We start from the raw sequence: 25437 nt of genomic DNA on the forward strand, positions 1-25437 counted from the left end.
CAATATATGTATTTTTATTAACAAAATAAAGCCTTCATAATCGCCGCCACTTGTTCAGCCTAAAAGATGTAGGTATTTATGTCGCTTCTCGCGTTAAGCTTTCTACCGATTTTCATTCCCTTTGCACTGTTTTTTGGTGGCTGGTATCTAGGCCGTAAAGACAGCAAAGCGGTTGCTCAAAAAGCCTCTCGATTAAGCTTTCTCTTACTGATTATTTTTCTTACCACATTTCCAGTTAGCTACTTTTTTACCGATGCGTGGCAATCTTCTAATCTGATTCGCCACACGGCGCTCAATCAGATCATGCTTGGTCTCGTGACAGTCATGGGTTGGGTGTTGATCAGTTTTTCCCGCAACTACATGGCGGGGCAGGCTAACCTAAATCGTTACTATCGTTGGTTGATGTTTACCTTGGCATCCGTTGCTATCACAGTCACCACCAACCATTTGGTGATTTTTTGGCTCGGTTGGTTAGGCATTAGTTTGTCACTCAACAACTTATTAACCTTCTATGCAGATCGACCACGCGCCATTCTAGCGGCTCACAAAAAGTTCATGCTGGCGCGAGTTGCTGAGCTGTCTTTATTTTCCGCCTTTGCCTTGCTTTATCAGCAATACGACAGTTTATACATCAATACCATTATCAACACCGCGGTGGCCCAATCTAATGCAGGATTAACCTTGCATTGGCAAGAAAAAGTGGCCGCTTGTTTAATTGCGTTTGCCGCGTTAATCAAATGCGCTCAGTTACCTTTCCATGGTTGGTTAATACAAGTGGTCGAATCTCCAACAACCGTTAGCGCCTTGTTGCATGCTGGCGTGATTAACTTAGGTGGCTATCTACTGCTTTTATTTACACCCGTCGTTGCCCAAAGCAATTATGCGATATGGCTCTTATTGCTCGTGGCAGGTCTATCCACCCTCGCCAGCGCCTTAATAATGACGACTCGAATCAGCGTCAAAGTACGCCTTGCTTGGTCGACTTGTGCGCAGATGGGTCTGATGCTGTTGGAATTCGCTTTAGGTTTATACGAATTAGTCTTGCTGCATTTGCTCGCCCATTCGTTTTACAAAGCTTACTCATTCCTCAACTCTGGCAACGCGGTCAATGATGCTATTAGATTGCGTCTTTCCAGTGCGGTTAAACCTAATACTCAACAACCTCAAACAAACAAAGTAATCGTACCTAATGCGCAAACTTGGCTCATCGCGCTTGGGTTGAGCACCGCCTGTGTGGTCATTGTCAGAACGCTGCTTGGCTTCGAGGGTGCATTTAGTGCTTGGTGGTTATTCGCTCTCGCGCTGACCTTGCTTATCGTGCAATGGCGTACCAGCGAGCATTCACCTTCTGTGATGTACACCTTCGCTATGGGCTTATTTTTGTGTGTGATTTACGCCACATTGAAACATGCCATGCATTATGCACTGCCGACCTATTCTGTTCACACGGTTCAGGCTTTTTCCCTCGCGGACATCTGGGCCATGGTTTTATTTAGCTTACTCTTCGTCTTAAGCGCACTTTTGCATTATCAGGTGCGCTGGCGTGCAGTTCGTCGCTTATCAATTGCATTGTTTGCGGGGCTTTATTTGGATGAATGGCTTACGCGTCTGGTGCTGAAATTCTGGCCAGTCACCTTGCCCGCTAGAACCAAACAAGATCACACCACAACCAAAAATCAACCGTCGCTAAAACCTTAGGAGAATCGCATGACTAGCAAAGCGCCAAATACTTTAAGCATGCAGCAAAAAGACCTATTACTTGATGCGACCAACACGATTGCGCCCCACTGGCCTCTGGATAAACTGATCGCAGTGAACCCACTTTGGTCATTGGTACACAAACCCTTTGACGACATATCTGATGAGCTATCTGCCTTGGCTGGTATCAAAACTCATTTACCTATTAAGTCTTACCGCGCCTGGTATGACGAAGGACGGATTTCGCAAGATTGCCTTGTCAAAGCGGCTCATCATTATGATCTCAAGGTGGCGCCAGAATCCTTACTTGAACACCTATCTCAAGCTAGCGCCGCCCAAACCCCATGGCGCAACATTGCCGATCTTGCAGACCAACAACGCTCCGCCCATAAAATGTCTTGGCACGATGAGATAACTCATCAAGTGAGCCAGTTTTGCGCAGCGCACTATCAGCAGCAAAGTCCAACCCTAAGACAACACAATATCGATAGCGAACTTGACCTTTACAGCCATTGGTTAGAAGTCACCAATGAAGACAAAGGGCTAAGCATTATCATGGCCGAGTCCAAGTTAACCGACTTCTTCCATCACTTACCCAATGATAAAGACGCTTTATTTGCTCTCGTTATCGACGAATTGGCCTTGGATGATAAAGCGCTGCTTTTCTATGCTCAGGCATTATTGCTGGATATCAATGGCTGGAGCAGCTACTTGGCTTACCTGAATTGGTCCAAAGGGGATAACAACGAAAACTTAGCAAAAGAAAACCATGTAGAGTCTTTGCTTGCCATCAAAGTGGCGTGGGAACTGGTAATTTGGCGTTACCTAAAACACACATCGATAGCATTGCACGCCGCAATAGAAACAAAATGGTCAGCACAAAAAAATGCCATTCCACAATTGATTGAAGCCCATCAAGACGCTCTATTAGCACCTAAAGTCTGGGCATTAGCACTGGAATACAGTGAACAAAAAAATCTACATAAAACACTAGTAGCCAAACAACCAGCTCCAACACTTTCGACCAGACCTGAGCTACAAGCCATTTTCTGTATCGACGTTCGTTCAGAAGTCTTTCGCCGCGCACTAGAAAAACAATCTGATACGATTCAAACACTTGGCTTTGCCGGTTTTTTTGGTTTACCTATCGAATACAAAGCGAAAGACAGCCAATACGCTCGCCCACAACTGCCAGGCCTCTTACAAGCAGCCATAACCGTTACCGAATGCACGAGTAGTAAGAATCACGTACACCACCAGCAAAAAGAAGCTCGTTGGCATCGTTGGGGCCACGCAGCACCTGCGTCGTTTTCCATGGTGGAATCCATGGGTTGGTGGTACGCCTTTAAAATGTTCAAGCAAACACTCTTCTCCATGAGACAGGAACACCCAGCCAACCGCCTAGCGCCAAACACAAGCTGGCAATTGACTCAGCACGGTTTCGCCTTGACCGATCAAGATAAGGCAAATTTAGCAAAAGGCATTTTAGACACCCTAAAACTGACAACCTACGCGCCAATTGTCATGTTAGTCGGTCATGGCAGTCACACCAGTAATAACCTTCATGCCGCGGGATTAGAGTGCGGCGCCTGCGGTGGCCAAAGCGGCGAGGTCAACGTGAGGGTGTTGGCTTCACTATTAAATGATGACAAGGTACGCGCCCTACTCAATAACATGGACGCCGCTATTCCTAGTGACACGCAATTTGTCCCTGCGTTGCATAACACCACCACAGACCAATTAACTTGCTTTGATCAAATAGAAGGCTTGAAAGACACCGACAGCAAGATGGCTAACTGGCTTAAAGAAACAGGCTGGTTTGAAAAAGCTCAATATTTGGCCCAGCAAGAACGTGCGACAAAGTTAGACACTTCCCTGCTGGAAGTGCCTGATAAACAACGCTCTAAGGCTTTTACCAGACGCGCAAACGATTGGTCTCAAGTTAATCCAGAATGGGGACTCGCCAACAACCATTCCTTTATCATCGCGCCACGCCAGCTGACTCGACACCTTGATTTACAAGGACGCAGCTTTTTACACGACTATGATCAACACCATGATCCCGATTTCAGCATCTTAGAACGCATTTTAACGGCGCCCATGCTGGTGACTCACTGGATCAACATGCAATACAACCTATCGGTGACGGATAACTTCAAATTCGGCTGCGGTAATAAAGTGCTGCACAATGCGGTGGGTGGCAATATTGGAGTATTTGAAGGCAACGGCGGGGACTTACGCATAGGACTGTCTATGCAATCCCTAAGTGATGGAGAGAAGTGGATGCACACGCCGGTCCGACTTGCGGTCTACATTGCCGCCCCAAAAGCCGAGATCGAGAAAATCGCTGCAAAGCATGACATTGTCAGGCAATTGATCGATAACGGCTGGCTGTATTTGTTTCAATGGGAAGGCGACAAAGTGCAACGCTTCTTCCAACAGCGATGGCAAGCACCTGAATAAAAGACCTCAAGCCACAGCGGCACGAAGACGGGCCACTGGGCGCTCATCAATCAAGATATGAATTAATGCTGTGATCAAAGCAATAATACAGGCTGCCCACCAAACGACATCGTAAGAACCTGTTTTGTCATAGAGATAACCGCCCAACCACACGCCGCTAAACGAGCCGAGTTGGTGGCCTAAAAACACAATACCGTACAACAAGCCCATGTATCGCAGGCCGAACATTTGCGCGACTAAACCAGAAGTTGGCGGCACCGTCGCCAGCCACAACAAGCCTGTGACAATAGAAAAGACATACACGGACGTGCTGGTCATTGGCAGCGTCATAAACAAAGCAATCGACAAGGCTCGCAGCGCGTAGATGATAGTGAGTAATTTTTTCTTCGAATACTTCCCTGCCCAACTACCAGACAATAAACAGCCAAAAATATTAAACAAGCCGATCAACGCCAAACTTGCTACAGCAACATCAGGGGAAAAACCTTGGTCAGACAAAAACGCAGGCATATGCACCGTGATAAAGGCCAATTGAAAACCGCAAACAAAAAAGCCAACCACCAAGAGCCAGTAATGAGAATACGCACTGGCTTCGCGCAAGGCTTCTTTCATGGTTTGGGCTACGTCTGTCGTTGACGATCCTGCATTTTTAGCATCTTTTTCATGGCGAAACGGACTAGACAACAACACCATCATCAAAGCGCCCAAAGCCAAAAGAAGCAAAGCATTGCTCCAACCATACCCTGCGATAAATTCTTGGGCAACGGGAATAACTAATAACTGACCGGCAGAGCCTGCAGCGCTACCTAACCCCAAAGCAAAAGAGCGTTTTTCAGGCGAAACCATACGCGCCATTGCTGGCAAAACCACCCCAAAGCCTGTCGCTGCGATGCCCATCCCCATCAGTACGCCTGCCCCCATATTAAGTCCTAGCACACCATCAGCACCCGCGGTTACATACAAACCCAATGCATATAACGCCGCCCCAATAAACAAGGTTTTCAAGGTACCGTAACGATCAGCAAAGGCACCAGCAATAGGCTGAAATAACCCCCAACATAAGTTTTGTAGCGCCAGAGCAAAGGCAAACACTTCTCGTCCGTAGCCAAACTCTTGGGAAATGGGCGCCATAAAAAAGCCCATTGATGAGCGCAAACCAAAGTTCAACGCCAGCAACAGACAAATTAGAGCAATAGACACACTGAGCAACTTAACAGGACGCGACATGCATGCTTTCCTTACTAAAACAAATCACAGAATAACGACTTTCATAGTATTCATGACGCCCTAATAAGTCGAGTAACAAACTTAGTTCCAGCAATATATAATAAGAAAAGAGCTGCTAATAAAAATGCCCAACAATGTCATTGTTGGGCATTTAACTTTTTTAGGTTCGTTATCTAAATACCTAATCCAAAGGACGATACAAACCGATCACCCTATCGCTAAATGTTAAAGTATCAACAAGATTTTTTAGTCTCTTTAATGTTAAACCAGAAACCAATTCATCCATTTCATCTAAATAGCGATCATCACCATACAGGGTTTCGCTCAATTCAAGTCGGTGCACTAACGTACCATCAAAATCCTTTTCTAAGCGATTTTGCTCCACATCGACAAACGCCTTATGAATTTCATCCACCCACTCTTCGGTTATCATCTTTGGTAATTCCGTAAGCGCTTTTTTGGTCATCTCGGCCAAATCATCTAACCGTTCCGGAGAGCTTGAATATTGGATTTTTAGCTCGGCACGATTAGTCTCTTTATTAAGATCCAAACCTACTCTTACGCTGTAAACACCTTGAACCTCACTGCGTAGACGCTGTTTTAACTGCGCCTCTAACCGCTCGCCTAAGTAAGTAAGCTGTACCGCCGCAATTGGCGACCAAGGCACAGCTTGATACGCATAAAGACGATATTCGGCTTTCGGTTCAGTATTCAAGGAAACATCCACAATCGCCTGACCCGCTTGCTGTATAACAGGCGCCGTTTCATAAGTCGATTGATCATAAGAAGCCATATCACGAGGAATATTCGCTAAATACGCAGCCGCTAAGTTTGTCACTTGTTTTTCTGGCAAGCGAGACACCATAAAATACTGTACCGGCAAAGCAACTTGCTTATGGCGTACTTGATTTAACTTCTCCAATGACAAAGGCGTTAAATCAGACAACGCCAAAGCCGTTTGGCTTTGCTCAAAGCGAGCTTGAGCCAAACGACGAGAGAACATCTCAATGGGACGAACAACATCGACACCAGCGCTTCGTTTCAAACTTGCCATTATGCTGTCATATACGTCTTTATCGATATTCGGCGTGACTTGATTCGCCCTGTAGACACCCAACAATGTAGCTAAGTCATCATTTTCAATGGCCCCTCGATAAGCCAGACTTTGTGCTTTTTGTTTAGAGGACAAGAACACGCTATTCTCTTTGCGCCATTGCTGAAACTCTTCATCGGTCCAGCCATAAATGCCTGTCGCATCCGCCATTTGCACTGCAATCTGTTCTGCCCATGTTGAGCCATTTTTTACGTTATAACCTGCGGCTGAAACGGCGGTAAAAAAGGTTTTAGTGTCTGTCTCTAACGGATCAATTTGATAACGCTCAGCCAACACGCTTGGGTCTAGCACAGTCAGTTGATCACCATTGGATAAGGACCAGTTTGATACACCCAACTCAGTGTTTCTTGATATGAGTGATACAGAACCGTTTTTTGCGGTTTCTGGCAGCACTTTCGTCGCCACGGTTTTTTCTTTTTCTAAAGCGCCAAGCGGGCGGGACCTCATCTCATCAAAAATAGCCGTGACGGATTCAGGCATCCCAATGTCGATATTTTTTCCGCCTACCGCTTGCGTATACAAAATGCGATCAGGGGAAGACAGCCATTGCTTCAATCGAGCGTTCACGTCTTTCAATGATATGGTTTTCACCAGCTTCAACAGACGATCGTTACTTTCTTTAGGGTCATATAACACTTTGTCTGACGTCACCGCTTCGACCATTTTCACCGACCAAATAGTCCCTCGACTCTTAGACGCATCTTTATTACGTTCGGCTACCTTTTCCACTTTTTGATAAACCTGATCAAAGTCTTGTTGGTAAAATCCATTGGCCTTGATCCGTTCTAACTCTTGGATTAACGTTTCTAAACCTAGTGCGTGATAACCCTCATCAACATTCACCGAAAAACCCAAAATATCCACATTAGGTGACACAGATCCTTTGGTGCTGGATAACACGCGCACATGGTCTGGCAAGACGTCTCTTTGTCGACGAATTTGATCGGTTAATAAATTTCGCGTCATGTAATCAATCAAACCGTCACGGCGACTCTCATCCGTGTTGGCATGTTCATTTTTAAAGCGGTACAAAAGCGCCACACGGTTTACTTTACTGCCCGAATCCGTCAGTTGACCCATTTTAAGATCTGTATCTAAAAGCGGATCTTTAGGGTGCCGCTTTGGTAATATCCGTTTTGCCTCACTACCAAACGTACGTTTAATTTGTTTCTCTAGTTCTGCACTATCAACAGGCCCATAAATCACCAGCGCCATATTATTGGGTGCATACCAATCTTGGTAAAAAGTTCTAAGTTGATCTGCTGGTGTATTTTTTATCGTTGCTTGTGTGCCAATAACGGGGCGCTCGGGGTACAAAGAACCAACCCGCAATAAGGCTTTTTTCTCATCATTCACTCGAGAACGATGGCTCAACTTGCCACGCCATTCTTCTTGGATAATTAAACGCTCTTTATCCAATGAGGAGGCTTTGATCTTGGCATGAAAGGCAATTTGCTGATAAATCCCTAACACAGCATTCAGCTGTTCTGCTGTGGTATTTTTCAAATTCACCATATAGCGGGTATTTTCGCTGTTCGTCATGGCATTAAAATCACGACCTTGTTTTAACCCCATATCGGTCAAAGCTTTTCGCACACCATGCGGCAATCCATCACTTTCATGGAAAACCATATGCTCTACCATATGCGCAACGCCTAGCTGGTTTTCTTCTTCATCAATGGCACCAGAAAGCACCACCAAATTCGCCAAGGCAAGACCTTTAGGCGCGTCTTTCTCTTGTCGAGAATCAAATAAATAATAGCGAAAACCGTTTGCCAGCTCACCGTGAACAACGCGTTTTTCCCAAGGTAAACCTTCGTCATTCGCAACTGCCTGAAACGTAAACACCATCAAACAAGTTAAGCCAAGCACACGTAAAATATTCTGAAGAAAAAGCATAAAATCGCTCATAGGGAAAAAATTAGATAACGGCCATAAACAAATGCTCGACAGAGCATTTGTTTATTAGAAAAAGATAGGACTAGCTACATCGGCTTAAAAACGCATGCCGACCTCTAAGCTACTAGAACGTCCAAGGGTATAAGAGTAACTACTTGAACTGGTCGATTTATCAATATAATCATCAAATACATTATTCACCGACAACTTAATGTAGCCTTCCAGTTCTGCAAACAGCACTGGCTTCCATTCAATTGACGTATCCAAAGTAATCAGTTGGTCAAACTTTAAATCGTCATAGATATCGTAGGTTCCTGTGGAGTTGGTGTAATCTTCACCCGTGTTTTGCGCGACTTTTCCTCCTGATTGCACGTTAATGCTGTTGGAAACAATCAAGCGCCAATCAGGAACCTCTGTACGTGTTGAAAAACTAATACTTACAGGAATATTAAAATCGAATGATGGCAATTGAGATTCGTAAATCACACCGCCTTTATAATAAATTTCATCAGAGGAAATGGTTTCCTCATAAGATACATCACTAATCGTATTACTTTCACTTTCTTGGTAACTTATAGATAGCTCGCCATAAGTATCTGTACCTCCAACCTCAAATGGATTACGTGTTTCGAATGTTAATGACACCGTATCAGTAGATTTACGACCGTCATTGGAATAATAATCTAGACCATCATACGTTTCTGTTCGCGTAACAAGATCACGGCTTTCTCGGTTAACGAATTGCAATGTGACGTCTACTACGCCAAAGCGCTGCATCACGCCAATATTCCACTCATCCGAATAGGGTGTATCAAGGTCATAATCACGGAAAGATTGATCGGTATAGTTCGTTTGCTTATTCAAGCTGCCATCAGAGTTATAACGATACATGGTTCGCCATGAACGCAATGTACTATTAACTTCATACCGGAAAAAATCACGACCGTAATAGCGGTTTACTCCTGCCAAGAATCTGGTTTGCTGGTCACTGAAAACGTCCCACTCTGTTGTAACACGAGGCGATAAATCAATATTCCCTAGGCTGGAACTATAATCAGCACGAATGCCTAAATAATGAGTCCAGTCACCTTTTTTGATGGTGTCTGAAAAATACACGGCAGCTGAATGGTAAGTTTTTTCTAATTTGTTTGCGGCAATAATATTAGTAGTACGTAAATATTCATCATCATAGTCAATCACACCGTCTCCGTTACTATCAGCACACCCACTGTTGATGCATCGATAGTTTTCACTAACAATATCACCCTCTACTTCGTAGAACATTTTCTTATAACCTAGCTCCAAGCCTGTTTGTAAAGAATGCTCATACGACCCTATATCAAACGCTTGTTGTAGCCATTCAACCGTGAAATTTGCACTGTTTTGCTGCTGATTTACATTTCCATAACCACCGGAGTACGGCCAATTTCCATTGTAATAATCAACATAATGGTAGGTATAAGTTGAATCGTCTGAATCTAGGGTGTCTTTTGCTTCATCATAAGAAAGCAGCGTCTTCAAAACGCCTGAGTTCGTGCGGTACTCTGTGTCTATACCAAGTCCCGTTGCTTGGTGAGACTTAACAAATGCCGAATCATAAGACGCATTGGTGACCCCATCGTGATAACGGTTGGCGTAGAGCATGGACACACCAACGTCTAAGTCTTGGCTGGCTCTATAATCAAATCTAGCCATGAAATTATCGACCGTATCATCGTACTCAACGCCTTGTTTGCCATAAACGGTTTTACCGATGTTTTTCACATAGCTCTGATCAAAAGCTGAAGTAGCCCTTGATGCTGTAAACGTCATACCTAGTTTATCTGTGATCCCCTGAGCCCCCGTTAATGTTAGGCGCTGTTTTAAGTATTCAGGCGTATACTCTCCTTCTAACGAATCACCATCAGCCATATCTTCCGCTAAAGACTCATCAGCGTGCATCTCATCCCACTCATCCTTAGAAATAGCATATTTTACTGACAAATAATCTTCGCCATCGTATTGTTTAAGTTTCGAAGAAATCACCCCCCCGAGAAAGCCGCCAAACTCAACAGGTACGTTAGAGTCGTATACGGTGACAGACTCAAGTGCATCAGGATCCACATAATAGCTTTGAGAGGAACTGCCCGATAGCATACTCAAATTTGTCGGGGAAATTGGATTAGAGTAGGTATCTTCAGAATCTCCTGGATTCAAATCATTATTGGCGGACATTCCGTCGATTACGTATGAGTTTTGATAATGAGACTGCCCATGAATAGACACTTCATCTGGGCGCATACTTGCGCTATTTGCTGAGGAGCTTGAAGAACGACTAAATCTAACCGCACCATTTCCCTTCAATAAATCTGTTAGATTAGATGTATCACCAGCCATACTCTCAATTTCACTTGAGTTCATGACATTTTCACCTATTCTCTTTTGCTCCTTCTCTCCCGCGATCAGCAGAGGCGCCATAGTGACACCATTTCCATCTTCAAAAACGTAACTAGAGTCTATCAATACAATGCTCCGCCCTTCTCCCGCCTCATAAGAAAGCCCCGTGCCAGCCAATAACAAATCTAATGCTTGCTTCGCAGAGTAGTTACCTTCGACCCCTTGCGTATTTTTACCTTGTAACAGCTGCCCATTGCCGCCCAAATAGACACCAGATATTGCCGCAAAGTCGTTAATCGCTTTAGCTAGAGGTCCAGCTGAAATATTAAAATTGTAGATTTCTGCCGAAATCGACTCAGCATACACTGTAGGTGTAAGCGCCATACCAACACCGCCAGCAAGTAACGTATTAACAAAAAACAATGACAAGACGCAGCGGCTGTTTTTTCGTCGCTGAGGTAAACCAAAAAGGGTCATGCAAACTCCGTAATAATAATACTTCTTATTACTATTACCGAACATGGGTAAGAAAAGGGGACATAAAAAATGCTTTAAAAAAAATAATTTCCGTTAAGACTAAGCCGCTGAAATACTCACCCACCAAGGCAATGGATGCTTCACACGAATAGGAAACGATTTAGACAACATAGATAGGACAATACTTAGGTTGTGATTAGGGAACGTCCCCACCACTCGGAGGTCAGCCACACTGGAATCGAGGTTAATATAACCATAATGATAACGCCCTATTTCATCGATAAAATCCACTAATGGCATATCTTCAACAATCAACAACCCATTTCGCCAAGTGTCATATAGCGAAGATGAGGGCTTGGCATTACTCATAGAATGAGCAGTAAAAGTTACTTCTTGCCCAGCTTGAAAGGTTTTTGCTAAGTCTGATTCTAGCGGAGTTAGAGACACGGCCCCTTCATACACCGCCAAAACAGTTTCAGAATCTGATAACTGACGTATACAAAAGCGCGCCTTATCCATGCCAACATTAATCACACCGTCTCGACAAGCCGCAGAAAATACTTGTCCACCCTCAGCAGACTGAGTCTGAATCATCATTTCTCCTGCCACCAAAGACACACTATGATAATGATCACCAAAAGATCGGTTCATTGCGCTATTGGTGTTTAACCAAACTTGAATGCCACCCTCCAAATCATGGTGAGAGACTTGTCCGACTTGAGTATGAAAATCGGCCATCCATGATGACGCTAAGGTTGGCAACGGTGTTTCATTCCAACCAACCCAACCTAATACAGCAACCCCCGTCACCCCTAACATGCCCTTCATCAACTGCCGACGGCTCATTGCTTGGCTATGCTCTAATACATAACCAGCTGACTGCTGAGTAGATTGGAAAGAGGAAAATATCGCTCCCACGGACTCAACTTGATGCCAAGCCTTGCGATGCGCTTCGTCTTCACTCAGCCAGGTTTGCCAAGCACGCAAATCGTCCTCTGCAACAGGTTTATCGGACAGCACAGCAAACCATTCTGAAGCGGCTTCTAAATGGGCATGATTGGGCTGAGTAGAAGATGACATAGGTGCTAAAGAGACCGATCAGATTTAAACAAAAGACACTGCAACATGGCCTGCGCCATATAGCGCTTCACCATACGTTCAGAGACAGACAAACGTTCGGCAATTTCGCGGTAAGTCAAACCATGAAGTTGAGACAAAATGAGTGTATTCGCCACTTTTTTAGGTAACTTAGCGATCATGGCGTCTAGTTCGCAAAGCAACTCAATCATAGCGGCCGAATGCTCAGCTGACGCAGCAAATTCTTCTTCACAATGCGCCAAGGATTCCAACCAAGCTTGCTCGATCTGTTTGCGACGCCAGTGGTCAATATACAAACCTTTCGCTATGGTGGTTAAAAAAGCTCGAGCTTCTCCCATGTTCGAGAAGTATTTCGGCTTTTTTAGCAATCGCACAAAAGTGTCTTGTGCAATATCTGCCGCTAGCTCATGGCAACCTAAGCGATTACGAATCCACCCATTTAGCCATGAGCTATGCTCAGCATAAAGCTCACCAACCTGTTGGGATGTTTGACGTTCAGGATTCATGACCGCGTATAGCCTCATTTAAATCAGAATATTTTAACGAGGTGGGAAAGTACTACAAATGAGAATCGATATCAATAAATCAAACCGGTTTGAGCAATAAAAAAGAGCAAGTGACTCACTTGCTCTTTTTTATGAAGAAAATAAACACGAAAAACCTACAAAGTAGTAAAAGCACCACCCTTTGCCAAGGCTTTTTGATAAGCAGGTAAAGCCTCTATCTGTTTTATAAAACGGGCGATATTCGGAAATTCAGACATGCTCATTCGAGTACTTGAAGCCTGTAAAGGAAAGCTCATTTGTATATCCGCGGCGGTTAATTCCTCACTGACAAACCATGTATGCTCACCCAGTGTTTTTTCAATAAACTGCATCTGCGGCGTAATACGTGGCATGATGAATTTTTCTTGGACTTTACCCGAAATCGCCTTGGCTATTGGCTTCACAAAAAAAGGCATCGGACTTTTAGGAATCTTCATCATCACCAATTTCATTACCAACAAAGGCATTAAAGAGCCTTCAGCAAAATGCAGCCAATAGCGATAATCCAGCAGTGCTTTGCCATCCGTCGGCCTCAAACGCTTTTCCGTATCATACTGATCCAACAAATATTCAATAATCGCTCCCGACTCAGCCACGGTTAAATCCCCATCAGTAATCACCGGAGACTTACCCAACGGATGTACTTTTTTCAAAGATTCTGGACCAGAAGCGGTTTCAGGGTCTCGCTTGTACTCCACAATGTCATACTCAAGCCCAAGCTCCTCCAGCAACCACAAAATACGCTGGGAGCGAGAATTTTCTAAATGATGAACCGTAATCATATAATCTCTTTATTATCTTATCGGAAATGAATGGCGCTAATTTTTACACTACAGACTATACGCAATGAAACAGAAAAAAGATGACTAGTCAGTCAAAATAGACAAAACTGGAACTCTCTCCTTCAAGCAACCATAACTTAGAAACTCTCTTTCACGCTTTTTTTAGCTCGCTCAACCAGGTCAGACGGTTTGATTTGCCAGACCAATTTAAAGCCTTTAGCGCCTAAATAGAGAAACAACACTGGGATTAATACGGTATTGAAGGCAAACAACGCCAGCAATGTAAGGAAGTCGTTTACCAAGCCATTCAGCATTTCAACATACTCGCTGATCTTGTCTTTAAAGTGGCTCAACCCAAAGGTACTTTGTTTAATGGACGCGAAAAAGCCTTGATCTTCTAAGGTAACATTGTCTAGACCATCAATGGATTGTTGCAAAGCCTCTATCTTGCTTTTCGACATTTTGATGTCTTGCTCTGTACGTTGCCGTTCGTCCATTAAAAGGCCTTGTTGCGTTCGCAACCCAGCCAGCATGTCATCGTTATTAAACAAAATATCCATGGTCGACAATGTCTCTTTGCGCGCCGAAATTAAGCGATTAAGAGACTCATTCTGGGCGGTCAAATCCACCAAACGCTCATCATGCTCTGACAGGCTTTGTTGCTGCACATTCAGCCTGATTTGTAGCGCCTGTTTGTCTTTATCAAGGGATTGTTTGAGATCCGCTGCAACACCTAGCCCTGTCGTAACTTCGCTCATCTCGTTAGAATGTACTTGGATTTTATCCATGGTTTGCGTCTTTTCTTCATTTAAAAACGAGGCATCGACTAACGCAGACAATAAAACCACCAGCACCAATAAAAACTTCGCACCAACCGCCGTCACAAAGACTTTATAAGCCACTTCGGTAAAACGACTTTTTGCCCAATACAAATAACCAAACAGCAAACCCGATAAAGTAACAAAGGCTTTGAAATACACAGTGGCAATAATTTTGAGCAGAATGCTTTGGAAAATAAGCGAAGACACCGCCACCTTCATCACACCAGAAAAATCTTCCACCATGTCGTTGAATGGATCTAATAACTCGCCAATCGTAACAGAACTGACAAACACACTGATTTGGATGCTTTGCAGCACAGACACAGTGGCGTTAAACAACTTAGCTAAGCCAAAGGCACTTAACGCCTGCACCAAGGAAGAGGAAACGTAGTCGGACGCCTTATCATCTAGAAAGCCCCACCAAGAAAAAACAATCGCCAATGAGATAGCAATGTAATAACCGTTCAGTTTTCTTAGTTGCCAGATCATGTTTCACCTCTTTATCCTCAGCGTTTATTCATGACCACCAAGGGTTAATACGAATCTATCTCAATTGACGCTAGAAGATCGCTTTTTAATCGTTATACTATCTACTTACATTTAAAGTAGCCATCGAAGGAACGAACGCGCCACACTCACCTACAACTTTTGCGATTAGGTAATGAAAGAAACCATTCAACTAACGTCATTAGAACCAAACGACGACTTAGCTCCATTTATTGAAAGCTTTTGGATGATCGAAAATCCAAGCGATGAAGATGAAGAACTTTCCACCTTCCCTGATGGCGGCATTGATTTGTATTTTTTCCACAATGCCGAGTATCCGCTGCATATTTCCTTGGTTGGACTAGAAACAGACGCCAAAGTAGGCGCCATGCCCAAACACTCTGTATTACTTGGTGTTCGCTTAAAAATACTGGCCGCAGAGTATTTATTAAGCACATCTGTCGCCGACATTCTGAATGATCGCATTACACTCGATATTGGCTTCGCTGGCATAGAACTAAACGATCTAAAAAGCCTGGATACTTTTGCTAACAAGCTCAGTTTGTATTTTGCTTCACAGCTGACAGCGCCAATAGACCCTCGAAAAAAAGTCATGTCAGAACTGATTTATACGACCCACGGTTCAATAACAGTGACTGAAATATCTCAAGCAGCAAATTGGAGCAGTCGCCAAATCAATCGATACTTTAATAAGTGGCTTGGCTTACCGCTAAAAAGCTACTGTGACATTTTACGGTTTCGCCACAGCTTCGACTCACTCAAGGTCGGTGAACTCTTTCCCAAAGAAGGTTTTAACGACCAATCTCACTACATAAAATTGATCAAAAAGTATTCTAGCCTGACACCTAAGCAACTGGCTCAAGACGAAAACGACCGATTTATACAATTATATTCTGAAGATTAACTCTATCATCCGACTCGTTTTACAATTGATGATGAGATTCATTTCCATCAAAACTCACTCATTAGATTGTAATTACTTACGACCTCGCTCCTTTATTTAGAACTAAATTTGATTGGCATGGCACATAAATAATATGAAGATGATTATCGTTATCACCATTATTTCTATATTTTTAAATAATGCATGGGCTGCAGACCACTCTCGCTTCCCTATTACGATTCAACACGCTTTCGGCTCGACAACGATTACTCATAAACCAAAACGCGTGGCGACGGTGGCATGGGCAAACCATGAAGTACCACTTGCTTTGGGTATCGTTCCCGTTGGTTTTGCTGCCGCCACATTTGGTGACGACGATAACGATGGTTTGTTGCCTTGGGTGGCTGATCGCCTTAAAAAACTCAACGCCAAAACCCCTGTATTATTCGATGAAGGCGATGGAATCGATTTCGAAGCGGTCGCAGCAACACAACCCGACGTTATTCTGGCGGCTTACTCCGGCTTAAGCCAACCCGATTACGACACGCTAAGCATGATCGCCCCTGTTGTCGCTTTCCCTGACAAGCCTTGGTCTACCAACTGGCGCAGCATGATTCGCATTAATAGTACTGGGCTGGGAATGGCGGAAGAAGGCGAAGACCTCATTAACAGCATTGAAAAAGACATCGCCGAGCGTGTTGATCAATACCCAGAATTAAAAGGCAAATCCGCCATGTTTATCACACATCTGGATCCAACCGATTTAAGCGTCATTCGTTTTTACAGCGCCAATGATACCCGTGTGAAATTTTTTGATGACCTCGGTATGCACTCTCCGCAAAGCATCAAAGACATCAGTAAAAATGGGCTCTTCTCTGGCGAAAGCAGCATTGAGCAAATAGACATGTTTAACGACGTAGACATTTTTGTTACCTATGGCAATGAAGAATTACTGACGCCTTTAGAATCGAACCCACTTATGTCAAAAATGCGAGCCATTAAAAATGGCTCTATCGTCATGCTGGGTAATAGCAAAATGGCGACTGCAGCTAATCCGACACCATTGTCTATTACTTGGGTATTAGATGATTACCTTCAAGCGCTTGCAGAAGCGGCTCGTAAAGCAAAATGAGCCAAGGCAACGCCAAACATAAAGGCCTTTTACAGCAGAAGCCCATTGCATTATTCGTCGTCATCGCCACTTTGCTGCTGTTGAGCTTTTCCTCTATTGCCATTGGCACGAGAGATGTCTCTTGGCAAGAAATAATAGGAGCGCTACAAGGCCAGATGAATACTATGGGAGAAGCGTCTGTCACCATGCGCCTACCACGTACAGTGCTCGCCATTTTTGCAGGCTGCGCCTTGGGTTTATCTGGTGCCATTATGCAAAGTGTGACCCGCAATCCATTAGCCGACCCTGGGATTCTTGGCGTTAATGTGGGTGCCGCTTTCTTTGTTGTTATTGGGCTAGCGTGGTTTGGTATTAACCAACTGCAAACTTATGTTTGGCTCGCCATATTGGGGGCAGGCATAACGGCCATCTTTGTCTATTTCATTAGTTCATTAGGCTACGGCAAATCAACCCCGCTCAAATTCGCTTTGGCGGGTGCCGCCACGTCTGCTGCGCTGTCCTCTTTCATTGTGGCCGTCGTCTTGCCAAGAAATGACATTGCCGGCAGCGCTAACTCTTGGCAAATAGGTGGCGTCGGTGGTGCCACCTTTGACAGCCTACAGCTCGTACTGCCCTTCTTAATCGTTGGTTTTTTACTCAGTGTATTTGTGGCTAGAAAGCTCAATACACTGGCGCTTGGGGACGATATCGCCGCAGGGCTGGGAGAAAATGTCGCTTGGATTCGTGCCCTCGCTTGGCTGTCTGCGGTTTTACTCTGTGGTGCTACTACCGCCATTTGCGGTCCTATTGGCTTTGTCGGCCTCGTGGTGCCCCATTTATGTCGACTACTTGTTGGAGTGGATAACCGCTGGCTGCTCATTTTTTCAGCGCTCGTCGGTGCTTGCTTATTATTAAGTGCGGATGTGTTAGGACGCATTATATCAAGACCAAGCGAACTGTCGGTCGGCGTCGTGACCGCCTTTGTTGGCGCACCTTTCTTCATCTGGATTGTCCGTCGACAACGGGTGAAAGAGTTATGATTAACACAAGCTCGACGCTCGCACGCGTTACCAATGGACGTAAAAACCGATCTAAGCGCTGGAAATGCGTGGCTAGCTTACTTTGCTTATTGGCTGTGGCTGCGTTTTCAATCACCTTAACCTTGGGGCAATCCTTTACACCACCACAAGACGTCATAAACGTTTTATTGGGTAAAAATGTCCCAGGCGCGTCTTTTGTGGTGGGTCAGTTACGCCTACCAAGAGCGATTATTTCCCTTCTCGTCGGCATGAGCTTTGGTATGGCTGGCGTGGCATTTCAAGTCATGCTAAGAAACCCATTGGCCAGCCCCGATATTATCGGAGTAAGTTCTGGTGCAACTGCTGCTGCCGTATTTGCCATTATTGTGCTGCACATGGATGGCACTAGCGTGGCCTTCTTCTCAATCGCCGTAGGCTTATTGGTTGCCTTAGCGGTCTATGGGTTGTCCTATCGAAATGGTGCGTCAGGTGCTCGACTTATTCTGGTTGGTATTGGCGTCTCTGCGATGATTGAAAGCTTTATTGTATATTTGCTATCACAAGCGCAAGCATGGGACCGCCAAGAAGCTATGCGTTGGCTTAGTGGCAGTGTCAACTCCGCACAAATCCATCAAGCCTTACCACTCATTCTGTCTTTATTGGTGTTCGGTGGATTTTTACTAAGCCGCTCTCGAGACCTAGAAGCATTACGAATGGGCGACGATACAGCTCATGCATTGGGTGTTCGTGTCGGCATGACGCGCATTACCGTCATTGTATCCGCTGTTGGGCTGATTGCTGTGGGAGTCGCGATAACAGGGCCTATTGCGTTTGTTGCTTTCTTGTCAGGTCCCATTGCTGTTCGCCTTGTGAAGAACAATGGTTCACTGCTTATTCCTTCTGGTTTAGTTGGGGCTTGCTTAGTCATGGGCGGTGATTACATCGGACAATTCTTGCTGCCGAGTCGCTACCCTGTCGGTGTGATTACTGGCGCTCTAGGCGCGCCCTACCTTATTTACCTTATTATTCGTGTCAATCGTAAAGGTGGCTCACTATGACACTAAAACATCAACTCGTTGTCGATCATCTTGCCGCTGGTTATGGTGAAAAAACCATCCTTAACGACATCAATGTAGCAATTAAACCCGGCCAAATTACGTCTATTATTGGCGCCAATGCCTGCGGAAAATCCACATTATTGCGTACTATGTCACGCTTAATATCACCATCTAATGGCCAAGTCTTACTTGACGGAAAATCGATACACAGCACGCCAACACGACAACTAGCGCAAACGCTTGGCTTATTACCCCAATCCCCCATTGCACCGGAAGGTATCACGGTTAGTGATCTAGTCAGCCGTGGCAGACATCCCCATCATGGATTCTTATCAAGATGGCGCAAAGAAGACGATGAAGCCATTGCCAAAGCACTAGAAACTACCAAAACCACAGAACTTTTGGACCGAGAAATAGACGAATTATCAGGTGGGCAACGCCAACGCGTCTGGATCGCCATGGCATTAGCACAAGAAACCAACATATTGCTGTTAGACGAGCCAACCACCTTCTTGGACGTCGCTCATCAAATTGAAGTATTGGATCTGCTGGTCGACCTAAACCAAACCCGTGGCACCACCATCGTATTGGTATTGCACGACCTTAATCTTGCGGCACGTTATTCAGACCAGCTTATCGCCATACAACAAGGTCAAGTCTTTGCCAATGGAACACCAAACGAGGTGGTAACAGAAGATATGATTCACGCTGTTTTTGGCCTGCAGAGCCAAGTCATCACAGACCCTATTTCCAGCAGCCCAATGGTTTTGCCAATTGGGCGACACAAGAAAATAAAACACACTTAAACACAGCAAATTGAAACCGTTAGTTATTACAGATTTTTATCAATAATCATTAGCAATACTGTTTTCATAACATAAATTATAGAGGAACCTGAAATGAACAAGAAAAGCACTCTTCCCTTGAAGTTAAAGCAAAGCCACTGTGCTGCCGCGACACTTTTCTGCTACTCCGTACTAACACCAATAGCTGGTTATGCAGAAACAGAAAGTGAAGCAGGCACCTTTCGACTTTCCCCTATCATCGTCAATGATCAAGCCATAGCCGATGATGACTCTGAGTCTGTTGTAGCAAAAGAGTTATGGGTCGGTGGTAAAGTCGCCACCAGCATTCAAGACACACCGGCGTCCGTCTCTGTCATCACTGAAAAAGAAATCAAGCAACGTGGCGCCAGCACCACAGAAGAAGTGCTTGAATACACACCAGCTACAGTGACAGGTTACTACAGTACCGATGACCGAAACGATTATTTCCAAATTCGCGGCTTTAGCGCCACAACCTATCGCGATGGATTAACGCTTGGTTCCATGAGAGGCATCAGAGAAGACGCTTATGCTTTCGAACGTGTTGAAGTAATCCGTGGCGCGAACTCCACCTTATTTGGTCCTGCTGACCCAGGCGGCTCCATCAACTTTGTGAGTAAACAACCAAAGTTCTATGGTTTTAATAATGCCTTCGTCACCTATGGCTCTAATGACCATAAAGAAGTCGGCATCGATGTCGGCGACACACTGGATGAAGACAAAACGCTAGCTTACCGACTAACGGGTAAAATAAAAGACAGTGACCGAGAATATGATTACTCAAAAGACGATTCACAATTCATCATGGGTGGCCTTGCTTGGGAGCCTAATGACAACACCAGAGCCAACCTAATTGTTGACTACTTAAAAACCGACTCTTCACCAAACAGCGGCGGTTATCCTGCTGGTAAAGACTACGACAGCAGCCTATTTTATGGTGAACCTGATTATAATTCTCATGATGTAGAGCGAACCAATATCAGTGCCAATATTACCCACAAGCTTGATAACGGCTTGAAAGTTATTTCAAATTTACGCTACAGCGATGCCGAGGATAACTTTGGTTATATATATTTGAATAAGTATTCTGCAAACACCTCTGGCAACATTATGGGACGTGATTATTACGCCCAATATTCAGAGCTAGAACAGTTCAACGGCAACTTACTCGGGCAATATGACATTAGTTTTGATCGCCTAGACAGTAGTACTGTATTTGGTATCGAGTATCAAAACTCATCTAAAAATGCCAGTTCAAGCTACACAAAGAGAGGCGACACATCTCCCATCAGTGATATAAATATTAATAATCCTGTATACACTGGTGTACCAGCTAATCTACCAGTTGCTAGCCACACAAAAACCGATTTCCAAACAAAAGCTGTGTTGGTTCAACAAAACTTCGCATTAGACGATAAATACATCCTAACTCTCGGTGCACGTCACGATAACATCGATGTTGACCAGTTTGACTATTTAACCAGCACAAAGTCATCAAATGACTTTTCAGAAGACACCTTCCGCTCAGCATTTACATATAAATTTAACGATGAAGTGTCTGCCTACATAAGCCAAGTAGAGTCAGTAGCACCACCATCAGCGACAAGTACCAAAATTGTCCGCGGCGACCAGACTGAGGTCGGTGTTAAATACTCACCAAGTAATATGAACGCCCTGTTCTCTATTGCTGTTTACGATCTTGAAAAAAGCAATGTAGAAACTTCATCTTTCCAAAGTAGCGGCATCGTTCGTGAAACCATTGGTAAAAACCAAGTGAAAGGTGTGGATTTGGAAGCTCGAGCGGAGTTAACCGATAATTTAAGCATCTCAGGTGGTTACTCATACATGGAACCAAAAATTACCAAAGATGATACCTACGAAGGTAAAACGATCTCATACACACCCAAGCATTCCGCTTCTGTATGGGGACACTACACACTTCCACGTCAAGATATGTCTGTCGGTCTAGGGGCGCGTTACATCGGTTCCTACTACTTCACTAATACCAACGATTCAAAAAGTGAATCGGCTGTCATAGTCGATGCTTCTTTTGGCTATGAGGTTACACAAGATACCCAACTTTCTATGAACATCAGCAACTTGCTAGGTAAAGAATACGTCGCGGGTTCTGGTTCAGCAGATTTCTACAACCCAGGCAGAGATATCACTCTCACCTTAAACCACAGCTGGTAAACAGCACTAATGTAATAAATCGAAAATAATCCCTTTTTTAAGCCAGTATGGATATCCATACTGGCTTTTTTTGGGCACGACTTTTTCAAGGGCAATAAAACCCTGAAATCACCAACTGCCCATTATTTGGCTATCATAAGAATTGATTGTTTTTTTACATGTGCGGGAATTAAAAATGGTACGCCCGAGAGGATTTGAACCTCCGACCTTCGCCTCCGGAGGGCGACGCTCTATCCAGCTGAGCTACGGGCGCATGACTTGTTGCGTGGCGCTAAATAGCTTTGTATGAAACAAAGCAGCCAGAACAAATTGGAGTGCGTATTCTAAAGGAAATTCTTCAGGTTTCCAGTGCTTAAAGTAATAAAGAACAGATATTAGCGGTTTTTTATTACTTTGCTGCCACAGAGATTTTCTAGCCAGCTGTTTATAGAGTGAACAGCCAGCTATCAGCCAATTTTATGCAGTTCCGTGACATTAAAGTCTGCAATCACATCTTTGGTGACTTCCAGAAAGGCGTTAATGTGATCTGTCTTCATATGGTCTTGCCAGACATCATAATCTGCCCAACGTTCGAAGAAGACAAAGGCATCGGGATGTTTGTTATCTTGATGAAGGTCGTATTGAAGGCAACCAACTTCTGCTCTGGTTGGCTCTAGAAGTGTTTCAAGCGCGGCTTGCAGCTCGGCTCCTTTGCCAGGGTGAGCGATAAGATTAGCAACGAGAACGAGTTCGGTGGTCATAATTTTTTCCTTGTCTTATTAACTTATTGAAAACCTTACACGACTGCTATGCGCGCTAATACTGTGTTAAAAATACGCGTACGAAAGCATGCCCTTGTGTTTTAATAACTGTAACGTTTTTGACTCTGAATCGCTAAGGAATCATTGTGACTTTTTCTCTCACGACATTGAGCAAGCTGCCTGTTGCTCTTGCTGTCATAGGCTTCGCACTTGGACTGTCTTCTTTTGCCAATGCCGCACGTTCAGGCGAGGCACTTTACAACAGTTTTTGCATTGCCTGCCACATGAATGGCGTTGCGGGAGCACCTAAATTTGGCAATAAAGCCGATTGGCAACCGAGAATAGAAAAAGGCATAGACACTTTATTAAAAGATGCGACAAGCGGCTTTAAAGCCATGCCGCCAAAAGGACTGTGTTCCAATTGCAGTCAAGACGAACTCCGTGATGCAATTCAATATATGATCGACAAGAGTTCAGACTCTTAATCGATTATGATTTAGCCGTTTAACATGGCTTTTAGTGCCGACAAAGACGCTTGGCCACGTTCTTTTTTAGTGCTTTCTCCTTCGTCGCTGCGACCTTCCCACACCAAGTCTTCTTCTGGCAATTCGTCCAAGAATCGACTTGGCAAGCAGTCGATTTCTTCGCCATACTGACGACGTTTCGCAGCTAAGGTGATGCACAGAGTCTTTTTCGCTCGAGTGATACCCACATAAGCCAATCGACGTTCTTCTTCGATGTCGTCGTTTTCTATGCTGTTTCTATGAGGCAGAAGCTCTTCTTCACAGCCAATCAAAAACACATGCGGGTACTCCAAACCTTTGGAGGCATGCAGCGTCAGTAACTGCACCTTGTCTTCGTCTTCCTCTTCTTCTTGGCGTTCCAGCATATCGATTAGTAACAGCTTACTGATGGCTTGATCCAAGCCTGCAGTTTCGTCTTCTTCCCATGCAGATTCCATCATGCGTTGAATGGAATCCAGCAAGAAGCGCACGTTTTCGATGCGTCGATCACCCGCTTTGTTAGAGGAAGTTTGCTCTTGAATCCAGCCGTAATAATCCATGTCGTGAATCATTTGCTCGATCACGGGGACAGGCGAAGCACCTTCTAAACGCTGGCGCAAGGTAGACATCCAACGTTCGAAATCCTGAAGGCTCTTTAACGAGCGTCCAGAAATAGTTTCTTCTAGCTCTTTGTAACCCGATGCTTCAAACAAGCTAACACCACGTTCAGTGGCAAGGTTACCGACTTTTTCCAACGTGGCAGGGCCAATTTCCCGACGCGGTAAGTTAACGATACGCAAGAAGGCATTGTCGTCCGATGGGTTCACCAAGAGACGTAAATAACTCATTAAATCTTTGATTTCCGCACGCGAGAAAAACGAAGTCCCGCCGTTCATCTTGTAAGGAATACGGTAGGCTTGCAGCTTGATTTCCAACAGACGCGCTTGGTGATTACCACGATACAAGATGGCAAAATCTCGATAAGGAATTTCATGACGTAAATGGCGTGATTGAATTTCTGCTGCCACGCGCTCTGATTCTGCGTCTTCGTTACGGGTCACCATGACACGAATCGGGTCGCCCTCTTCGTGATCACTCCACAAAGCTTTATCGTAAATATGCGGATTGTTCGCTATCAAGGTATTGGCCGCTTTCAGGATGGTTTTAGTCGAGCGATAGTTTTGCTCTAACTTGACCAATTTCAAACTAGGGTAATCGACAGACAAACGCTCAAGGTTTTCAGGACGTGCACCACGCCACGCATAAATGGATTGGTCATCATCGCCTACTAGAGTGAAACAACGACGAAATCCAGCCAACAACCGAATCAATTCATACTGACTGGCGTTGGTGTCTTGGCACTCATCCACCAGCAAATAGCGGACTTTGTTTTGCCAGCGACCCCGCAGTTCTGCATCGGCCATTAATAAACTCACTGGCAATAAAATCAAATCGTCGAAATCTACTGCGTTGTAAGCGCGCAAATAACGTTGATATTGCACATACACTTGCGCCGCCAGCAGAAACTCTTCGGTATCGGCATTGGTCATGGCTTCTTGTGGTGTAGTTAGATCGTTTTTCCAATTGGAAACCGTATTTTGACAGTAAGCGGCCGAGTCAGTTTGACCGTTAAATTCTTTGTCGAGGATTTCTTTAATCAGACTAAGGGAGTCTTGGGAATCAAAAAGGGTGAAGCCTTCTTTTAAACCCGCGCGGCGATATTCTTTACGAAGAATCCGTAAGCCTAAATTATGGAAAGTCGAGATACTCAAGCCGCGACTTTCTTGTTTAGACAACATGCCAACCACACGCTCTTTCATTTCCCGCGCTGCTTTATTGGTAAAGGTTACCGCAATAATGCTGTTAGCTTTGAAGCCACATGTTTGAATCAGATAGGCAATCTTTGTGGTGATAACGCTGGTTTTTCCCGATCCAGCACCCGCCAATACTAGCAAAGGTCCATCGATCTGTTTGACGGCATCTAACTGACGCTCATTCAGATTACGAAGACGATGGGATATGGATGGCAATAACTCACTCATGGAAAACTCTGGCTCGTAGGGCTATTAAAAATCAGCGCTAAGTGTACCCGACAATGA

Annotated in this window: 18 protein-coding genes and 1 tRNA gene; 9 read left to right on the forward strand and 10 right to left on the reverse strand. The window is 44.5% G+C overall.

Annotated features, from left to right (window positions below):
• Positions 1–78: 78 nt before the first annotated feature.
• Entirely contained in the window at positions 79–1698 is a 1620-nt protein-coding gene (locus tag JSY38_RS06300; RefSeq protein ID WP_205115854.1) for an NADH-quinone oxidoreductase subunit L, read from the forward strand.
• A gap of 9 nt (positions 1699–1707) precedes the next feature.
• Complete coding sequence (locus tag JSY38_RS06305) at positions 1708–4161, forward strand: YbcC family protein (protein ID WP_205115855.1); 2454 nt, start codon at positions 1708–1710, stop codon at positions 4159–4161.
• A gap of 6 nt (positions 4162–4167) precedes the next feature.
• On the opposite strand, the gene JSY38_RS06310 is transcribed toward JSY38_RS06305, so the two are convergent.
• The 7 genes from JSY38_RS06310 to JSY38_RS06340 all read right to left on the reverse strand — a co-directional run bounded on the left by JSY38_RS06310 (position 4168) and on the right by JSY38_RS06340 (position 14989).
• The gene (locus JSY38_RS06310; protein WP_205115856.1) at positions 4168–5388 is read right to left on the reverse strand and encodes an MFS transporter; all 1221 of its coding nucleotides are present in this window, start codon (positions 5386–5388) and stop codon (positions 4168–4170) included.
• A 181-nt stretch (positions 5389–5569) separates the two neighbouring features.
• Positions 5570–8401, reverse strand: coding sequence for a M16 family metallopeptidase (locus JSY38_RS06315; RefSeq protein ID WP_205115857.1), 2832 nt, complete (start codon positions 8399–8401; stop codon positions 5570–5572).
• Between the two features lie 96 nt (positions 8402–8497).
• Complete coding sequence (locus tag JSY38_RS06320) at positions 8498–11254, reverse strand: TonB-dependent receptor (RefSeq protein ID WP_205115858.1); 2757 nt, start codon at positions 11252–11254, stop codon at positions 8498–8500.
• A gap of 99 nt (positions 11255–11353) precedes the next feature.
• Complete coding sequence (locus JSY38_RS06325) at positions 11354–12334, reverse strand: DUF4880 domain-containing protein (RefSeq protein WP_205115859.1); 981 nt, start codon at positions 12332–12334, stop codon at positions 11354–11356.
• 5 nt (positions 12335–12339) lie between these two features.
• The gene (locus JSY38_RS06330; protein ID WP_114412662.1) at positions 12340–12858 is read right to left on the reverse strand and encodes a sigma-70 family RNA polymerase sigma factor; all 519 of its coding nucleotides are present in this window, start codon (positions 12856–12858) and stop codon (positions 12340–12342) included.
• 155 nt (positions 12859–13013) lie between these two features.
• Positions 13014–13679: a glutathione S-transferase gene (locus JSY38_RS06335; RefSeq protein ID WP_114412663.1), complete on the reverse strand. Its 666-nt coding sequence runs from the start codon at positions 13677–13679 to the stop codon at positions 13014–13016.
• A gap of 137 nt (positions 13680–13816) precedes the next feature.
• Positions 13817–14989 carry a hypothetical protein gene (locus JSY38_RS06340; protein WP_205115860.1) on the reverse strand — a complete coding sequence of 391 codons (1173 nt, stop codon included), beginning with the start codon at positions 14987–14989 and terminating at the stop codon, positions 13817–13819.
• A 172-nt stretch (positions 14990–15161) separates the two neighbouring features.
• On the opposite strand from JSY38_RS06340, the gene JSY38_RS06345 reads away from it, so the two are divergent.
• From JSY38_RS06345 to JSY38_RS06370, 6 genes are all read left to right on the forward strand, one after another.
• A complete protein-coding gene (locus JSY38_RS06345; RefSeq protein ID WP_205115862.1) occupies positions 15162–15911 on the forward strand; it encodes a helix-turn-helix domain-containing protein in 750 nt (249 codons plus the stop codon).
• 133 nt (positions 15912–16044) lie between these two features.
• Complete coding sequence (locus JSY38_RS06350; protein WP_205115865.1) at positions 16045–17022, forward strand: iron-siderophore ABC transporter substrate-binding protein; 978 nt, start codon at positions 16045–16047, stop codon at positions 17020–17022.
• Positions 17019–18041 carry a FecCD family ABC transporter permease gene (locus JSY38_RS06355; protein WP_205115867.1) on the forward strand — a complete coding sequence of 341 codons (1023 nt, stop codon included), beginning with the start codon at positions 17019–17021 and terminating at the stop codon, positions 18039–18041. The genes JSY38_RS06350 and JSY38_RS06355 overlap by 4 nt, the downstream gene beginning before the upstream one ends.
• Complete coding sequence (locus tag JSY38_RS06360) at positions 18038–19078, forward strand: FecCD family ABC transporter permease (RefSeq protein WP_205115869.1); 1041 nt, start codon at positions 18038–18040, stop codon at positions 19076–19078. Before JSY38_RS06355 ends, JSY38_RS06360 begins: the two co-directional genes overlap by 4 nt.
• Complete coding sequence (locus JSY38_RS06365; RefSeq protein WP_205115871.1) at positions 19075–19884, forward strand: ABC transporter ATP-binding protein; 810 nt, start codon at positions 19075–19077, stop codon at positions 19882–19884. Before JSY38_RS06360 ends, JSY38_RS06365 begins: the two co-directional genes overlap by 4 nt.
• 93 nt (positions 19885–19977) lie before the next feature.
• Positions 19978–22095, forward strand: a complete 2118-nt coding sequence (locus JSY38_RS06370) for a TonB-dependent siderophore receptor (RefSeq protein WP_205115873.1) — start codon at positions 19978–19980, stop codon at positions 22093–22095.
• Between the two features lie 176 nt (positions 22096–22271).
• Here the strand turns inward: JSY38_RS06370 and JSY38_RS06375 are convergent.
• Positions 22272–22348, reverse strand: a tRNA-Arg gene (locus JSY38_RS06375).
• Positions 22349–22541: 193 nt separating this feature from the next.
• Positions 22542–22835 carry a putative quinol monooxygenase gene (locus JSY38_RS06380; protein WP_205115874.1) on the reverse strand — a complete coding sequence of 98 codons (294 nt, stop codon included), beginning with the start codon at positions 22833–22835 and terminating at the stop codon, positions 22542–22544.
• Positions 22836–22981: 146 nt separating this feature from the next.
• Here JSY38_RS06380 and JSY38_RS06385 point away from each other — a divergent pair, with 146 nt between their 5' ends.
• Positions 22982–23320: a c-type cytochrome gene (locus JSY38_RS06385; protein WP_205115875.1), complete on the forward strand. Its 339-nt coding sequence runs from the start codon at positions 22982–22984 to the stop codon at positions 23318–23320.
• 11 nt (positions 23321–23331) lie between these two features.
• Here the strand turns inward: JSY38_RS06385 and rep are convergent, their stop codons facing one another.
• Positions 23332–25380 (reverse strand): DNA helicase Rep, encoded by a 2049-nt coding sequence (gene rep, locus JSY38_RS06390; RefSeq protein WP_205115876.1) that lies wholly within the window; start codon positions 25378–25380, stop codon positions 23332–23334.
• Positions 25381–25437: the final 57 nt, after the last annotated feature.

Origin of the sequence: Marinomonas foliarum, assembly GCF_016906065.1 — a bacterium.
GTDB lineage: Bacteria > Pseudomonadota > Gammaproteobacteria > Pseudomonadales > Marinomonadaceae > Marinomonas > Marinomonas foliarum.

What these genes read in the sequence shown, in the direction of transcription:
- JSY38_RS06345 (WP_205115862.1), top strand. Translation starts at nt 15,162, where the DNA reads ATGAAAGAAACCATTCAACTAACGTCATTAGAACCAAACGACGACTTA.
- JSY38_RS06380 (WP_205115874.1), bottom strand. Translation starts at nt 22,835, where the DNA reads ATGACCACCGAACTCGTTCTCGTTGCTAATCTTATCGCTCACCCTGGC.
- JSY38_RS06315 (WP_205115857.1), bottom strand. Translation starts at nt 8,401, where the DNA reads ATGCTTTTTCTTCAGAATATTTTACGTGTGCTTGGCTTAACTTGTTTG.
- JSY38_RS06350 (WP_205115865.1), top strand. Translation starts at nt 16,045, where the DNA reads ATGAAGATGATTATCGTTATCACCATTATTTCTATATTTTTAAATAAT.
- JSY38_RS06330 (WP_114412662.1), bottom strand. Translation starts at nt 12,858, where the DNA reads ATGAATCCTGAACGTCAAACATCCCAACAGGTTGGTGAGCTTTATGCT.
- rep (WP_205115876.1), bottom strand. Translation starts at nt 25,380, where the DNA reads ATGAGTGAGTTATTGCCATCCATATCCCATCGTCTTCGTAATCTGAAT.
- JSY38_RS06310 (WP_205115856.1), bottom strand. Translation starts at nt 5,388, where the DNA reads ATGTCGCGTCCTGTTAAGTTGCTCAGTGTGTCTATTGCTCTAATTTGT.
- JSY38_RS06370 (WP_205115873.1), top strand. Translation starts at nt 19,978, where the DNA reads ATGAACAAGAAAAGCACTCTTCCCTTGAAGTTAAAGCAAAGCCACTGT.
- JSY38_RS06320 (WP_205115858.1), bottom strand. Translation starts at nt 11,254, where the DNA reads ATGACCCTTTTTGGTTTACCTCAGCGACGAAAAAACAGCCGCTGCGTC.
- JSY38_RS06360 (WP_205115869.1), top strand. Translation starts at nt 18,038, where the DNA reads ATGATTAACACAAGCTCGACGCTCGCACGCGTTACCAATGGACGTAAA.
- JSY38_RS06340 (WP_205115860.1), bottom strand. Translation starts at nt 14,989, where the DNA reads ATGATCTGGCAACTAAGAAAACTGAACGGTTATTACATTGCTATCTCA.
- JSY38_RS06365 (WP_205115871.1), top strand. Translation starts at nt 19,075, where the DNA reads ATGACACTAAAACATCAACTCGTTGTCGATCATCTTGCCGCTGGTTAT.
- JSY38_RS06335 (WP_114412663.1), bottom strand. Translation starts at nt 13,679, where the DNA reads ATGATTACGGTTCATCATTTAGAAAATTCTCGCTCCCAGCGTATTTTG.
- JSY38_RS06305 (WP_205115855.1), top strand. Translation starts at nt 1,708, where the DNA reads ATGACTAGCAAAGCGCCAAATACTTTAAGCATGCAGCAAAAAGACCTA.
- JSY38_RS06355 (WP_205115867.1), top strand. Translation starts at nt 17,019, where the DNA reads ATGAGCCAAGGCAACGCCAAACATAAAGGCCTTTTACAGCAGAAGCCC.
- JSY38_RS06325 (WP_205115859.1), bottom strand. Translation starts at nt 12,334, where the DNA reads ATGTCATCTTCTACTCAGCCCAATCATGCCCATTTAGAAGCCGCTTCA.
- JSY38_RS06300 (WP_205115854.1), top strand. Translation starts at nt 79, where the DNA reads ATGTCGCTTCTCGCGTTAAGCTTTCTACCGATTTTCATTCCCTTTGCA.